At 72.0% G+C, this 14,942-nt stretch carries 10 protein-coding genes and 4 pseudogenes; 10 read left to right on the plus strand and 4 right to left on the minus strand.

The window, feature by feature from the left end; genetic code table 11:
* Positions 1–202 precede the first annotated feature (202 nt).
* From leuS to OTB19_RS15720, 6 genes and pseudogenes are all read left to right on the plus strand, one after another.
* Entirely contained in the window at positions 203–3,073 is a 2,871-nt protein-coding gene (gene leuS, locus OTB19_RS15695; RefSeq protein WP_267798812.1) for a leucine--tRNA ligase, read from the plus strand.
* Between the two features lie 195 nt (positions 3,074–3,268).
* Positions 3,269–3,997, plus strand: a complete 729-nt coding sequence (locus OTB19_RS15700) for a hypothetical protein (RefSeq protein ID WP_267798813.1) — start codon at positions 3,269–3,271, stop codon at positions 3,995–3,997.
* A 106-nt stretch (positions 3,998–4,103) separates the two neighbouring features.
* Complete coding sequence (locus OTB19_RS15705; RefSeq protein WP_267798814.1) at positions 4,104–4,949, plus strand: DegV family protein; 846 nt, start codon at positions 4,104–4,106, stop codon at positions 4,947–4,949.
* A 98-nt stretch (positions 4,950–5,047) separates the two neighbouring features.
* A complete protein-coding gene (locus tag OTB19_RS15710; RefSeq protein ID WP_267798816.1) occupies positions 5,048–6,121 on the plus strand; it encodes a helix-hairpin-helix domain-containing protein in 1,074 nt (357 codons plus the stop codon).
* Positions 6,118–8,502, plus strand: a pseudogene (locus tag OTB19_RS15715) (ComEC/Rec2 family competence protein); the annotation flags it as partial. The gene OTB19_RS15710 and the pseudogene OTB19_RS15715, both read left to right, overlap by 4 nt.
* Before the next feature lie 124 nt (positions 8,503–8,626).
* Positions 8,627–9,508, plus strand: coding sequence for a YceI family protein (locus tag OTB19_RS15720; protein WP_053674993.1), 882 nt, complete (start codon positions 8,627–8,629; stop codon positions 9,506–9,508).
* A 17-nt stretch (positions 9,509–9,525) separates the two neighbouring features.
* On the opposite strand, the gene OTB19_RS15725 is transcribed toward OTB19_RS15720, so the two are convergent.
* Positions 9,526–9,768, minus strand: coding sequence for a hypothetical protein (locus OTB19_RS15725; protein WP_267798818.1), 243 nt, complete (start codon positions 9,766–9,768; stop codon positions 9,526–9,528).
* Positions 9,769–9,844: 76 nt separating this feature from the next.
* Here OTB19_RS15725 and holA point away from each other — a divergent pair, with 76 nt between their 5' ends.
* Complete coding sequence (holA, locus tag OTB19_RS15730) at positions 9,845–10,837, plus strand: DNA polymerase III subunit delta (protein WP_267798820.1); 993 nt, start codon at positions 9,845–9,847, stop codon at positions 10,835–10,837.
* Positions 10,838–11,007: 170 nt separating this feature from the next.
* Here the strand turns inward: holA and OTB19_RS15735 are convergent, their stop codons facing one another.
* The 3 genes and pseudogenes from OTB19_RS15735 to OTB19_RS15745 form a co-directional block, all read right to left on the minus strand.
* A complete protein-coding gene (locus OTB19_RS15735; protein ID WP_267798821.1) occupies positions 11,008–11,481 on the minus strand; it encodes a protein-tyrosine phosphatase family protein in 474 nt (157 codons plus the stop codon).
* Positions 11,482–11,699: 218 nt separating this feature from the next.
* Positions 11,700–12,161: pseudogene (locus OTB19_RS15740) on the minus strand (IS5 family transposase); the annotation flags it as partial.
* A gap of 143 nt (positions 12,162–12,304) precedes the next feature.
* Positions 12,305–12,592: pseudogene (locus tag OTB19_RS15745) on the minus strand (maleylpyruvate isomerase N-terminal domain-containing protein); the annotation flags it as partial.
* A 183-nt stretch (positions 12,593–12,775) separates the two neighbouring features.
* Here OTB19_RS15745 and OTB19_RS15750 point away from each other — a divergent pair.
* The 3 genes and pseudogenes from OTB19_RS15750 (at position 12,776) to OTB19_RS15760 (ending at position 14,805) form a co-directional block, all read left to right on the plus strand.
* Complete coding sequence (locus tag OTB19_RS15750; protein WP_266975646.1) at positions 12,776–13,225, plus strand: hypothetical protein; 450 nt, start codon at positions 12,776–12,778, stop codon at positions 13,223–13,225.
* Positions 13,226–13,293: 68 nt separating this feature from the next.
* Positions 13,294–13,752, plus strand: coding sequence for a hypothetical protein (locus tag OTB19_RS15755; protein ID WP_266975647.1), 459 nt, complete (start codon positions 13,294–13,296; stop codon positions 13,750–13,752).
* Between the two features lie 73 nt (positions 13,753–13,825).
* Positions 13,826–14,805 (plus strand): annotated as a pseudogene (locus OTB19_RS15760) (IS5 family transposase).
* Positions 14,806–14,942: the final 137 nt, after the last annotated feature.

Here is a 14,942-nt window from a genome sequence, read left to right on the forward strand (position 1 = left end):
CCGAGCGGCCCTGGGGGCCGCTGCGGTACCCTGACGCCATGCGTGCCGTACGCCTTCTGCTTACCGAGCCGCGCTGATCAGTCCCGACCCATCGAGCCCCACGGATGCGGTCGGCATCGGCGCGGCGTCCCCTCCTGTGCGAGGGGTTTTTTCGTTTGGGCAGGCAGAGACGGCAGAGACGATCGATGGAGCTTCAGAAATCATGAGCGAGACGAACACCCCGGCCCCCGAGGCGGCCGAGGGGCACCGTTACACGGCTGCCATGGCCGCCGACATCGAGGCACGCTGGCAGGACGTATGGGACACGGAGGGGACCTACGAGGCCCCCAACCCGACGGGTGACCTGGCCGGGGACCCCGCGGTCGTCGCGCGCCCCAAGAAGTTCATCATGGACATGTTCCCGTACCCGTCCGGCGCGGGGCTGCACGTCGGCCACCCCCTGGGGTACATCGCCACCGACGTCTTCGCCCGTCACCAGCGGATGACCGGCCACAACGTCCTGCACACCCTGGGCTTCGACGCCTTCGGCCTGCCGGCCGAGCAGTACGCCGTGCAGACCGGCACGCACCCGCGGGTGTCGACCGAGGCGAACATCGAGAACATGAAGGTCCAGCTGCGCCGGCTGGGTCTGGGACACGACCGGCGGCGCTCGTTCGCCACGATCGACCCGGACTACTACAAGTGGACCCAGTGGATCTTCCTGCAGATCTACAACTCCTGGTACGACACCGACGCCGCCAAGGCCCGGCCCATCGCCGAGCTGGTCGCCGCCTTCGAGGCCGGCTCCCGTGAGGTTCCGGGCGGCCGCGCGTGGGCCGGGCTGACCGCGGGCGAGCGGGCCGACGTACTGAACGGCTTTCGGCTGGCGTACGCCTCCGACGCGCCCGTGAACTGGTGCCCCGGGCTGGGCACCGTCCTGGCCAACGAGGAGGTCACCGCCGACGGCCGCTCCGAGCGCGGCAACTTCCCCGTGTTCAAGGCCAAGCTGAGCCAGTGGAACATGCGGATCACGGCGTACGCCGACCGCCTGCTGGACGACCTGGACGCGCTGGACTGGCCCGAGGCCATCAAGCTGCAGCAGCGGAACTGGATCGGCCGCAGCGAGGGCGCACGGGTCGACTTCGCCGTCGGCGAGGACGCCGTCACGGTGTTCACCACGCGTCCCGACACGCTGTTCGGTGCCACCTACATGGTGCTGGCGCCCGAGCACGAGCTGGTCGAGAAGATCGTCCCGGCCGAGTGGCCCGAGGGCACCCGCCAGGTGTGGACCGGCGGCGCGACGAACCCCCGCGAGGCCGTCGACGCGTACCGCAAGCAGGCCGCGTCCAAATCGGACGTGGAGCGACAGGCCGAGGCCAAGGACAAGACCGGTGTCTTCACCGGCGCGTTCGCGATCAACCCGGTCAGCGGCGACCAGGTGCCCGTCTTCATCGCGGACTACGTGCTGATGGGCTACGGCACCGGCGCGATCATGGCCGTCCCGGCGCACGACACCCGCGACTTCGCGTTCGCGCAGGCCTTCGAGCTGCCGATGCGCTGCGTCGTGGAGCCCTCCGACGACCGCGACGCCGACCCGACCGAGTGGGAGGACGCGTTCGCCTCCTACGACGGCACGATCGTCAACTCGACCGGCGAGGGCATCACGCTGGACGGCCTGGGCGTCGTCGAGGCCAAGGCCGCGATCACCGACTGGCTGACCGAACGCGGCCTCGGCGAGGGCACCGTCAACTTCCGCCTGCGCGACTGGCTGTTCAGCCGCCAGCGCTACTGGGGCGAGCCCTTCCCGATCGTCTACGACGAGGACGGCGTCGCACACCCGCTGCCCGACTCGATGCTGCCCCTGGAACTGCCGGAGGTCGAGGACTACTCGCCGCGCACCTTCGAGCCGGACGACGCCGCGTCGAAGCCGGAGACCCCGCTGTCGCGCAACGAGGCGTGGGTCGACGTGGAGCTGGACCTGGGCCGGGGCGAGGGCGTCAAGCGCTACCGCCGCGAGACCAACACCATGCCGAACTGGGCCGGCTCCTGCTGGTACGAGCTGCGCTACCTGGACCCGAACAACTCCGAGGCGCTGGTCGACCCGGCCATCGAGCAGTACTGGATGGGCCCGAGCGAGAACGCCCCGCACGGCGGTGTCGACCTGTACGTGGGTGGCGCCGAGCACGCGGTGCTGCACCTGCTGTACGCGCGCTTCTGGTCGAAGGTGCTGTTCGACCTGGGCCACGTCTCCTCGGTCGAGCCGTTCCACAAGCTGTTCAACCAGGGCATGATCCAGGCCTACGCCTACACCGACGCGCGTGGTGTGTACGTCCCGGCGGCCGAGGTCGAGGAGCGCGACGGCGGCTACTTTTACCAGGGGCAGCCCGTCAAGCGCGAGCACGGCAAGATGGGCAAGTCCCTGAAGAACGCCGTCACGCCGGACGAGATCTGCGAGGAGTACGGCGCGGACACGCTGCGCCTGTACGAGATGGCGATGGGCCCCCTGGACGTCTCCCGTCCCTGGGACACCCGCGCCGTCGTCGGCCAGTACCGCCTGCTGCAGCGCCTGTGGCGCAACGTGATCGACGAGGAGACCGGCGCGGTCACCGTCGTGGACGGCGAGCCCGGCGAGGACACCCTGCGGGCCCTGCACAAGGCGATCGACGGGGCCGGCGCCGACATGGCCGCGCTGCGGTTCAACACGGCCATCGCGAAGATCACCGAGCTGAACAACGCCCTGACGAAGGCAGGCCGGCCGCTGGAGCGCTCGGTCGCCGAGCGACTGGTGCTCCTGGTCGCCCCGCTGGCGCCGCACATCGCCGAGGAGCTGTGGCACCGGCTGGGCCACGGCGACTCGGTCGTCCACCAGGACTTCCCGGTGGCGGACCCGGCGTACGTCGTGGACGAGAGCGTGACGTGCGTCGTGCAGGTCAAGGGCAAGGTCAAGGCACGCCTGGAGGTGCCGCCGACGATCTCCGAGGCGGACCTGGAGCAGCTGGCCCTGACCGACGAGGGCGTCGTCGCGGCGCTCGGCGGTGCCGAGATCCGCAAGGTGATCGTGCGGGCGCCGAAGCTGGTGAACATCGTCATCTGACGGGGTCCGAGCCGGTGTGACGCCGCCTGACCTGGTTCGACGGCCGTTCCGTGGCCGTGCGCCGGTGGTCGGGCGGTCGTCCGGCGCGGCTGGGGGTTCTCCCCTACGGGCAGGTTGGGGGTTCGATGGGAACCCCTGACCTGCCCGTTGCGTTTACGGTGGAGGGGACGGAAAAAGCAGGGGAAAGGGAACCTCATGGAGCCGGGCTCAGTGCTCATCATCGTGGCCCTGTTGATGCTGTTCACCTTCCTGGGGCTGGGGGCGTGGGCCACCGTGAAGGTGATCGGGGCGGCGAAGCGCGGCGTGGACCGGACGATCACGCAGGCTCGCCGGACCGTCGAGGACACCACCCTGAAGGCGAAGAGCCTGGGTCAGGTCGGGGTCCCGGGTGCGCTGGCCCAGCTGCGGTTGGACCTGCGGACGTCGATGCGGGCCACCCAGCAGGCCCTGTACCGGGGAGCGCAGCAGGACGCCTCGCTGAAGGAGTCCATCGGCCTGTTCGAGCGCCTGAGCGCGCACGGGTACGAGCTGGACGACGAGCTGAAGCGGCTGGAGCAGGAACCGGACCGCAAGCGGACCGCGGAACTCCTGCCCGACCTGCGGGAACGCACTGCCAAGATCATCCAGTCCGCCGATTCGCTGCGGTGGGCCGCCCGCGACCGGGCACGACGTTTCGCGCAGGACGACCTGTCCTCGCTGTCCGCACGGATCGAGGTCGAGTCGGACGCGCTGCGGGACTGGTCCCGTGAATCGGTGGACGAACTCGCGGAGGCCGCCGCGGCCTGGGACGCGGCACAGGAGCGGTCCCCGGGAGCCACCGCGGCCCCGGGCGCCGGCCCGGCGCGGCCGGCGGCCCTGGACCCGTCCACGCCGGCGCAGCGGTACCCGTGGCAGAAGACGGCCCGCCCGGAGCCCACCACCTGAGACCGACCGGCGGGAAGGTCACGATTGCGGCCGAGGCCCCCCCCGCACGGTCCTGACATGGGACCCAGGCTGCCGGAGGGCCCCCTGTGGCGGTAACCTCCGGCTCATGTCCCGCCATGTCGCGATCGTCACCGATTCCACGGCCTACCTGCCTCATCCGGCGATGGCGCGGCACGGAATCACCGCCGTGCCCCTGACCGTGGTGCTCGGCGACGAGGCCCTCGAAGAGGGCACCGAGATCTCGGCACGCAGCCTCGCCCTGGCCCTGCAGAAACGTCGCTCGGTCACCACGTCCCGCCCCAGCCCGGAGGAGTTCTCCCGGGCCTACCGGGCGGCGGCGGACGCCGGCGCGGACGGCATCGTCAGCCTGCACCTCTCCGCCGAGTTCTCCGGCACCTACGACGCCGCCGTGGTCGCCGCGAAGAACGCGCCGGTGCCCGTCCGCGTCGTCGACACCGGCATGGTCGCGATGGCCCTCGGATTCTGCGCGCTGGCGGCGGCGGAGGTCTCCGAGGCCGGGGGATCCGTGGACGAGGCGGTGGCCGCCGCCGAGAAGCGGGCCGCGGACATGTCGGCGTACTTCTACGTCGACACCCTCGACTACCTCCGTCGCGGCGGACGCATCGGGGCGGCGCAGGCGCTCCTCGGCTCGGCCCTCGCGGTCAAACCGCTGCTCACCCTGGACGGGGGGCGGATCGAGATGCTGGAGAAGGTACGGACGGCCTCCAAGGCCATCGCGCGTCTGGAGGAACTCGCCGTCGAGCGGGCCGGCGCGGCCCGGGTGGACGTGGCGGTGCACCACCTGGCGGCGCCGGAGCGGGCCGAGAAGCTCGCGGAGCGGCTGCGTGAACGGATCCCCGGGCTGGTCGAGCTGCACGTCAGCGAGGTCGGCGCGGTAATCGGAGCGCACACCGGGCCGGGGCTGCTGGCAGCGGTCGTCTCCCCCCGCTGATCACCGGAACGGGTGGCCCGGATATCCACAACGGGTCGTTCATCCACCGGAATTGATGGCTCCGAACGGAGATCGGGGCAGGCCCCTACCGTCGTGCCATGACGACTCGAACGCATACGCGCACCCGTACTTCGCGGCCCGTGGGGGCCGCTGCCGCACCCACCCGTGGGCCCGGTCGAAGGCACCGGTTCGGCGGTCGGAACGGTGATCCGCCCGATGGTCGTTCCCCTGGCCGTTCCCGTGGTCGGGCGGTCGGGATCGTGGGGCGGCGGCCACGACCGGATCCGTCGGCGGTGCGACGCAGGGCCGAGGCCATGCTGACCGCTCCGCCACCTGACGGGGCGGCCGGGGTGGTGGGGCCCGATCCGGCGCCCGGGACCGTACCCGAACCGGTGGTGGGGCCGGCGGTTGGGCCGGTGGTGGGTTCGGTGGCGGATCCGGTGGCGCGCGTCGGGGAGGTGGCGACGGGTGACCCGGTGGCGGGGCCTGCGGGCCGGGACGCGTGGTCGCTCGCGGTGCGGGAGCGGATGCCGGTGTGGCTTCAGGCGCGTTGCGCGGTGGAACCGAGAACGGTGGCCGCCGTGGCGGTGGTCCTGGTCGGGGCCGTCGGGTTCGCCGCACAGCAGTACTGGACGGCGAGGCCGGAGCCGGTGACCGCGCCCGCCGTGGTGGCCCCGGCCGCGAGCCCCTCCCCGGCGGCGACCCCCGCCCGGGTGGTGGTGGACGTCAGCGGCAAGGTCCGGGATCCGGGGGTGCGGCGGCTGCCCACGGGCGCCCGGGTGGAGGACGCGCTGGCAGCCGCCGGGGGAGTGCGGCCCGGCACGGACACCACCGGGTTGAACCGGGCCCGGGTGCTGGTGGACGGCGAGCAGGTCATGGTGGGCGTTCCCGCACAGCCGCCGGCGGCAGGCGGCGCCGCTCCCGGTCCGGGTGCGGGGCGGGGGTCTTCGGGCGCGGGGGCCGGTTCCGGTTCCGGCGCGGGACCGTTGAGTCTCGCCGGCGCCACCGTCGAGCAACTGGACGGGCTGCCCGGGGTGGGGCCGGTGCTCGCGCAGCACATCATCGACTTCCGGACGGCGCGCGGCGGCTTCCGGTCCGTGGACGAACTGCGACAGGTCGACGGCATCGGCGAACGACGGTTCTCCGACCTGCGTGCGCTGGTGCGGCCGTGAACGGGGTCGAGCGGTCCGGTCCCACGGATCTGCGCCTGCTCGCGCCGGCGCTGGCCACGTGGGCGGCCTCGGCCGTCGCGCTGGGGACACCGGGCGGGTGGACCGCCGTCGGGGTGGGCCTCGCGGTGGCCGCCGCCGGCGGGCTGTTCCTCGCCGGGTACCGGCGACCGGGGCCGTCGTGGGGGATCGGCGCCGCCATCGCCGCCGCCCTGCTGTGCGCGGCGGCCGGAGCCGGGGTGGCCGGGCTCCAGCGGGCCGAGGCACGCGCCGGACCCGTCGAGGGCGCCGCCCGGGGGTACGCCCGGGTCGCGGTGGAACTCACCGTCGAGTCGGACCCCCGTACCGTCCGCGGCGGAGGTGGGCCGCCCGCCGTGGCCCTGGACGCGATGGTGACCCGGATGACCGGCCCCGACGGGACCCGTACCGGCGTCGAGACCCCGGTACGCGTCCTGGCCGGGCATCAGGGCTGGGGCCGGCTGCTGCCCTCCACCCGGGTCGAGGCGGTGGGCCGGCTGGCGCCGGGCCGCGACGGGGAGCGGGCCGTGGCACTGCTCCGCCTCGCCGGCGACGCCCCGCCGCGGGTGACGGGCCGGCCGGACGTCGCGCAGCGCGTCGCGGGGTCGCTGCGGGCCGGCCTGCGGGAAGCCACCGAGGGGCTGGCTCCCGACGCCATGGCGCTGCTGCCCGGCCTGGTGGTCGGGGACACCTCCCGGGTGCCGACCGACCTGCACGACGCCTTCAAGGCCACCGATCTGCTGCACCTGCTCGCCGTGTCGGGATCGAACCTGACCGTGGTGCTGTTCCTGCTCATCGGGCCCCCGGCTGGCGCGCAGCGCGCGGAACGCGGCGGACTGGCGCCCCGGTTCGGGCTGTCGCTGCGGGCCACCGCCCTGTGCGGAGCGGCGCTGACGTCGGGCTTCGTGGTGGTGTGCCGGCCGGAGCCCAGCGTGCTGCGGGCCGCCGCCTGCGGGGCCGTCACCCTGCTGGCCCTCGCCACCGGGCGGCGCAGGTCGCTGCTTCCGGCCCTCGCCGCCGCCGTCCTGCTGCTGTTGCTGTACGACCCCTGGCTGTCCCGCAGCATCGGCTTCCTGCTGTCCGTACTGGCCACGGGGGCCCTGCTCACCCTCGGCCCCCGGTGGAGCGAAGCGCTGCAACGGCGGGGACTGCGGCCCAGGTTCGCCGACGCGGTGGGGGCCGCCGCGGCCGCCCAGGCGGTGTGCGCGCCGGTGGTCGTCGTGCTCACCGCCCGGGTGAGCCTCGTGGCGGTGCCGTGCAACCTGCTCGCCGAACTCGCGGCGGGACCGGCCACGGTGCTCGGCTTCGCGACGCTCGCGGTGGCTCCGCTGTGGATGCCCGCCGCCGAGTGGCTCGCCTGGTGTGCCGGAGTGCCCGCCGGGTGGATCGCCGCGGTGGCGCGGACCGGGGCGCGACTGCCGGGGGCGGAGCTGCCCTGGCCGGGCGGGCTGCCCGGCGGACTGCTGCTCGCCGCCGCCACGGCCGCTCTGTTGGTGCTGTGCGTCCGGTGGGGGCGCCATCGCGGGCTCTGCTCCGCCCTGGCCGTGCTGCTGCTCCTGGCCGTCCTGAGGCCGCCACAGCTCACGCGTCCGTTCAAGGGCTGGCCTCCGCCCGACTGGACCTACGTACAGTGCGCCGTCGGCCAGGGGGACGCCGGCGTCCTCGCGGTGGGCCCGGGAACGGCCGTCGTGGTCGACACGGGACCGGACCCCGGCCCCGTGGACGACTGCCTGCGCGACCTGGGTGTGAGCAGGATCCCATTGCTGCTGCTGACGCACTTCCACGCCGACCATGTGGGCGGAATCTCAGGGGTGCTGCGGGGACGCACCGTCGCTGTGATCCAGACCACCGCCCTGGCGGAACCGCACGCCCAGGCCGAGTCCGTGCGCCGCACCGCCGCCGCGGCCCGGGTACCCGTCGTACGCGCCGCCCCGGGGGAACGCCGCCGGGCCGGAACGCTGGAGTGGCAGGTGCTGTGGCCGACGGCCGACGCCCCGATGCCAGAGGGGCCGAACGACGCGAGCGTGGCCCTGCTCGTACGGGCCTCCGGACTGACCCTGCTCCTGCTCGGAGACCTTGAACCACCGGCCCAACAGGCCCTGTTGAGGAGCCATCCGGAACTGGGTCCGGTGGACGTCCTGAAGGTCGCCCACCACGGTTCGGCACACCAGGACCCCGGACTTCAGGATCGGGTCAGGCCCAGGATCGCGATTGTTCCCGTCGGTACAAGAAACCGCTACGGGCACCCCGCGCCAGGTACGCTCGCGCGACTGCGGGCGATGGGCGCAACGGTGTTGCGCACCGATACCGATGGGTCGGTGGCGATCTCCGGAAGCGGCCCGCGGCTGCGGGCCTTTCCGTCCGGACGGCGGGGCAGGCGACGCGGGCATACCGGGCACACCCGTTCTGTTTGCCCACAACCCGACAGCATGATCGAATGCGTCTTCGCCAGAACGGCACAAGTCCACACAGCACGGGGGTGCACCAACCATGTTCGGACGCCGACGGGGGATGGAGACGGCCGGAAGCGCCGGCTCCCAGACGACCGCCACACTCGCGCTCCCGCACACCGCGCGACTGTTGAGCTGTCGCGTTCTCGACACGGTCCACCAGCCCATCAGACAGGCGAAGTTCGAGGTCACCGATCCGATCGGCCGACGCGTCGTCAGCGGCGAGACCGATCCGTACGGCGGGTTCACCGCGGCCATGCCGGAGGGGGAGTACCGACTCTCGGTGACCGCCGAGGGCTACGCGCCGTTCCACGGCGCGACGCTGGTGGGGGATCCGGCGCAGCCCGGCACCGCGGAGATCATCCTGGACGCCGTCGAGCCGCCCCTGCTGCCGGCGCCCGGCCACTGGGAACTCGACCCGACGCACTCGTCGATCGGCTTCACGGCCCGGCACATCGGCTTCGCCCGGATCCACGGCCGGTTCAGCACCTTCGCCGGGGCCGTCCGGATCGCCGAGCGCATGGAGGACTCCTCCATGCGCGTGATCATCGACGCGGCGAGCATCGACACCGGCCTGCGGATGCGCGACGACCACCTGCGCTCGGCGGACTTCCTGGACGCGGCACGCCACCCCACGGTGGAGTTCTACAGCGAGCGCTTCATCCACCGCAGCGGCAGCCGTTGGGCGGTCGCGGGCGCGTTGACCCTGCACGGGGTGAGCCGATCCGTGACCCTGGACACCCAGTACCTGGGCCACGGCACGGGCCTGGAGGGCGAGCCGCGTGCCGCGTGCCGGGCCACCGCCGAACTGCAGCGCGAGGACTTCACCCTGAACTGGCAGTCGATGCTGGCGCACGGGATCGCGGCGATCGGTTCGAGCGTGGAAGTGGACCTGGACATCCAGATCGTGCACAAGGCGTAGGGGCCGCCCGGCGAGGCTCAGGGAGCCTCCAGCCACCCCTCGTACTCGGCGGCGAACTCGTCCAGCGCGGACGCCTCGAGGCGTTCCGTCGGGTCCTCGACGACCACCAGCCACTGGGCGTCCTCCGCGTCGTCCTCGCCGGCGAGGGCGTCGCGGACCAGCTGGGGTTCCTCGGGTACGCCGAAGCGGTCCACGAGTTCGCGCGCCACCTCCTCGGCGGCGTCACGGTCGGGCAGGACGAGTACATGTCGCACGTTCACCCGACCATTCTCGGGTACCGCGTGAGGGGGTACGGGGCGAGGGGGACTGTCACTGCGGCGTGGGATGCTGGAGGCGATGGCCACCAGGAAGAACCCCACCGACGATCCGCTCGCCCCGCTCACCCTCGCGGTGGGGCAGGAGGATCTGCTGCTCGACCGCGCGGTCCGGGAAGTGGTGACGGCGGCCCGTGCCGCCGACGCCGACACCGACGTGCGGGACCTCTCCTCCGAGCAGCTCCAGCCCGGCACGCTCGCCGAGCTGACCAGCCCCTCGCTGTTCTCCGAGCGCAAGGTCCTGGTCGTGCGGAACGCGCAGGACCTGTCCGCGGACACGGTGAAGGAGGTCAAGGCGTACCTCGCGTCGCCGTACGAGGAGATCACCCTCGTCCTCCTCCACGCCGGAGGCGTCAAGGGCAAGGGGTTGCTGGACGCGGCACGCAAGGCGGGTGCCCGAGAGATCGCCTGCCCGAAGATGACGAAGGCCGCGGACCGGCTGTCCTTCGTGCGAGGGGAGTTCCGGACGCTGGGGCGCTCCGCCACACCCGAGGCCTGCCAGAACCTGGTGGACGCCATCGGCAGCGACCTGCGGGAGCTGGCGAGCGCGGCCGCGCAGCTGTGCGCGGACGTCGAAGGCACCATCGACGAGGCCGTGGTCGGGCGTTACTACACCGGCCGCGCCGAGGCCTCCAGCTTCACGGTCGCCGACCGGGCGGTCGAGGGGCGGACGGCCGAGGCCCTCGAAGCCCTGCGCTGGTCGCTGTCCACCGGGGTGGCACCGGTCCTGATCACCAGCGCCCTCGCCCAGGCGGTCCGGGCCATCGGCAAGCTGGCCTCGGCGCCCCGCGGGGCCCGCCCCGGAGACCTCGCCCGGGACCTGGGCATGCCGCCATGGAAGATCGACCGGGTTCGGCAGCAGATGCGGGGCTGGTCGGCGAACGGCGTCTCGGACGCCCTGCGCGCGGTGGCCGCCGCCGACGCGGGCGTGAAGGGCGGGGGCGACGACCCCGAGTACGCGCTGGAGAAGGCGGTCGTGGCGGTGGCCCGAGCGGCCCGCCCGAACCGCCGGTAGCCTCCGGTGGGTTGACGGGACCCGGGGTGCGGTGGCGGCTGTCTCGTTCCTGCGCACGGTCGTTTCCTGTGCTCTGCGCGGTTCGGCGGTTCTCCGGGGTGCCGGGGGTGCGCTGAGGCGTTGGGGCGTTGGGGCGTGCGCTGCTCCGTGCCGCCCGTGCGGTCGGGGGCTCAGGTCCGGTCGCCGGGGGCTGCTTGTGCCGATCGTGAGTGCGGGCCCTGGAAGCGGCGGACGTAGCGCTTCTGCCAAGGGGTTTCCACGGCGCGGGGGTGGTGGTTCCGGCGGACGAACTCCACCGCGCGTTCTGCCGGGACGCCGTCCAGGACCGCGATGCAGGCCAGCGCGGTGCCCGTGCGACCGCGGCCGCCCGCGCAGGCGAGTTCGACACGGTCCGTGGCGGCGCGCTCCCAGGCCAGGGCGAGGAGCTCGCGGGCACGGGAACGGTCGGACGGGAGCAGGAAGTCGGGCCAGCGAAGCCAGTCGGCCTCCCAGTCGACCTCGGGCGGTGGCGAGCCCAGCAGGTACACGGCGTACGTCGGTTCCTGGCCGGCCGGAAGGGGCCGACTGAGCCCGCGCCCCCGGACGAGCCGCCCGGAGGGCAGGCGCAGGACCCCCACGTCGGTCGAGTTCCATGCCTCGGTCATCAGCCCAGGCTAGCCGGCCCCGGTGCGGTGGGCGACGGTCCTGCCCCCGGGCTTGGGTCGATGCCCTGGTCTGTGGTCCCGCACCGCCCCGACGAGGCCCAGCCCCGCCCTGGGCGGCGGCTCTGCTCCGCCGCCGCTCCGCCACTGCCCGGCGGCTCCGGCCCGCCCCGCCATGTGCGGCAGCGGCCAACCGCCCTAGGGCCTGTGTGGTGTCGTGATCAGTCGGTGGTCTTGAGCAGGTCGTCGATCCAGATCATTGCGGCGCGGAGGTGGACGCCGGCGAGGTAGCTCTCGGGTGACTTGTCGTACCGGGTGGCGATGCCTCGCCGGGCTTTGAGCTTGTTGATCGCGCGTTCGACGGTGTTCCGCTCTTTGTTGAGGTCAGCGTCGTGGGTGACGGGCCGACCGCCTCTCGCGCCCTTCTTCTTCCGGTTGGCGGCCTGGTCCCGTTTCTCCGGGATGACGGCCTTGATACCGCGTTTGCGCAGGTAGGAGCGGTTTCCGCGGGACGAGTAGGCCTTATCCGCGGCAACCGCGCCGGGCCTGCTGCGGGGACGGCCGACAGGCACGCGGACTCTCACGCGCGCGATTACAGGGATGAACTGGGGGCTGTCCCCGGCCTGCCCGGCGGTCAGGACCAGCGCGAGCGGACGGCATCTGCGGTCCGCGGCGAGTGGGACGTCCTACTCCTCCGGCTCCCAGGCGCGGAGCAGGTCGATCAGGCCCGCGTCTCCGTCGATCTGCAGGGAGTCCGCCGGGATGCGGTCGTACATGAAGAGGACCAGCTCACCGGCCGTGCCGCGGACGAGACGCCGGCCGCCTCCGGGGCGCCCTCCGGTACGGACTTGGCCGCGGCGGCAGGCCCTGCGGCGATGGTGGCGGCCCAGGAGCGGCGCCCCTCGCCCAGATGCCGCACCAGATCGAACAGCGTCCATTCGGGGCAGGTCGTCACCCGCACGTCGAGGCTGGCTGCGGCGGCGACCGCGGCGCGAAAGGCGGTCGATCGTTCGTCGATCAGCCGCAGCAAATCGGGGAACTCCAAGCGATTTTCGCAACCGACGGGGCGGCCGCGCGGATCGGCAGGCCCGCGGTGCCTGGTGCGGCCAGCCATGCCCAGGCAGAGGGCCGCCGAGGGCTCGTCAAAGAGCCTGAACGGGACAAGGGCGGGAACCGGACCGGGACACGGGGCCTTTCGGACATGTCGTGGCGAACCGAGGCGACCTCTATGTGCCTTCGAAGCCGCCAGGCGTATATATGCCCGCAGTAGGCCCCGCGACGAAGGGATCCAACTGCAATGAGGTACAGGAGAGTTGCGTCGTTCCTGGGCGTCTCGGTGGCGCTCGCCGGCAGCGTGATCGGGACTGCTGGGGAAGCCTCCGCTTACCCGCAGGTCAACGTCTGCGGCAGCTCGTACGGATCGCTGAAGCAGTACCCCGTCAGGGGTACCGACAACACGAGGGTGGGCTGGATCGACACCTACTACAGCAGTGCCACCGGCAAGAACTGCGCCATCGTTCGCGGAGACGACTCGCGGGCGAGCGGGTTCAACCACATCGAGGTTGCCATCGGACTCTCGGGTGCGGCCGGATGGACTCAGACCGATGGGGCGGGCGTCAACTACACCAAGTACGCCGGGCCGGTCTACGTATACGCGCCGGGCAACACGTGTATCGATGTGTGGGGCGTTTTCAAGTACGGAGACGATGGCTTCGCCACCGATGGAGCGCTCGGAGTGCGTTGCTAGCTCGGCGTTCAGGCTTGTCCGGGTCTGTTCATACGACAGCCACGTCTTTCGGAAGGGAAGCAACCACCATGCACGCCAAGCGAATTGCATCGATTCTGGCCGTCGCATCGATGCTCGTCGGCAGCCTGATCGGCACCGCGACCGAGGCTGCCGCCTATCCGCAGGTCAACGTCTGCGGCAGCTCGTACGGATCGCTGAAGCAGTACCCGATCGTCGATCCGGAAAACGGCTACCGGGTGGGCTGGATCGACACCTACTACAGCAGTGCCACCGGCAAGAACTGCGCCATCGCTCGCGGAGACGACTCGCGGGCGAGCGGGTTCACGCACATCGACGTGATGATAGGGCTTACCAGTCAGGTCGGGTGGGCTCAGGAGGACGGGGCGTTCCAGAACTACACCAAGTACGCGGGGCCGGTTTATGTCTACGCACCCGGCAACACCTGCATCGATGTGGCCAGCAACCTGCTCTACGACGGCTACATGGAGAAGCAGGGACTGGGCACGGCAACTCAAGTGCGCTGCTAGGGCCTGTGTGGTGTCGTGATCAGTTAACGGGTTCTGCCCTCTTCGGGGGGTGGAACCCGGTAGGACTGTTGTCGTGACACGAAGGCAACTCACCCATGCCCAGTGGAAGTTCATCGAACCGTACCTGCCGATCGGGAGGTACGGCCCGTACCCCGAACGTCTGCGGGAGCAGTTCGAGGGGGTGATCTGGCGGTTTAGGTCCAGCGGTCAGTGGCGGGAGATGCCTGCCGAGTTCGGCCCCTGGGCCACCGTCTACGGACGCTTCCGGGTCTGGCGGGACGCCGGTGTGTTCTCCGCCCTGCTGGAAGGTCTGATCGCCGAGGGTGCCCGCGCCGGACAGAGCGACTTGTCGCTGGTCAGCGTGGATTCCACCACGGTCCGCGCCCACCACGACGCCGCAGGCATGCGCGTCAGCAAGCACCTCATGGACGCCCTGGAGGAAGCCGCGCAGGAGCAGGAGACCGCACGGCAAAAGGGGGCGGACCGGAGGGACACAACGGACAGGCCGAGCGCCGGCGGATCCGGCGCAGGCGCAAGCTCCGCCTGAAGGAAGCCCTGCTCGGCAGGTCCCGGGGCGGGCTGACCAGCAAACTTCATCTCGCCGCGGACCGCAGGTGCCGTCCGCTCGCGCTGGTCCTGACCGCCGGGCAGGCCGGGGACAGCCCACAGTTCATCCCCGTGCTCGCGCGGGTCCGAGTCCGTCTGCCCGTCGGCCGACCTCGCAGCAAGCCCGGCGCGGTCGCCGCGGACAAGGCCTACTCATCCCGCGGCAACCGCACCTACCTGCGCAAACGCGGAATCAAGTCAGTGATCCCCGAGAAGAAGGACCAGGCCGCCCACCGGAAGAAGAAGGGCACGCGAGGCGGCCGGCCCGTCATCTACGACGCAGACCTCTACAAAGAGCGGAACACCGTCGAACGCCTGATCAACAAGCTGAAGGCCTGGCGAGGCATCGCCACCCGATACGACAAGTCGCCCGAGAGCTACCTCGCCGGCGTCCACCTCCGCGCCGCAATGATCTGGATCGACGACCTCCTGAAGACCACCAACTGATCACAACATCACACAGGCCCTAGCCCCCGCTGCCCCGGCGATGCCCAGCCCCGCCATGGCCCGACGGCTCCGGCCTGCGACGCCCTCGCCTCCCCCGCCCCTGCCCCGGCCGTCCAGGACGGCCCCGCCCCCGCCCG

Source organism: Streptomyces sp. H27-H5 (assembly GCF_026627505.1).
Classification (GTDB): domain Bacteria; phylum Actinomycetota; class Actinomycetes; order Streptomycetales; family Streptomycetaceae; genus Streptomyces.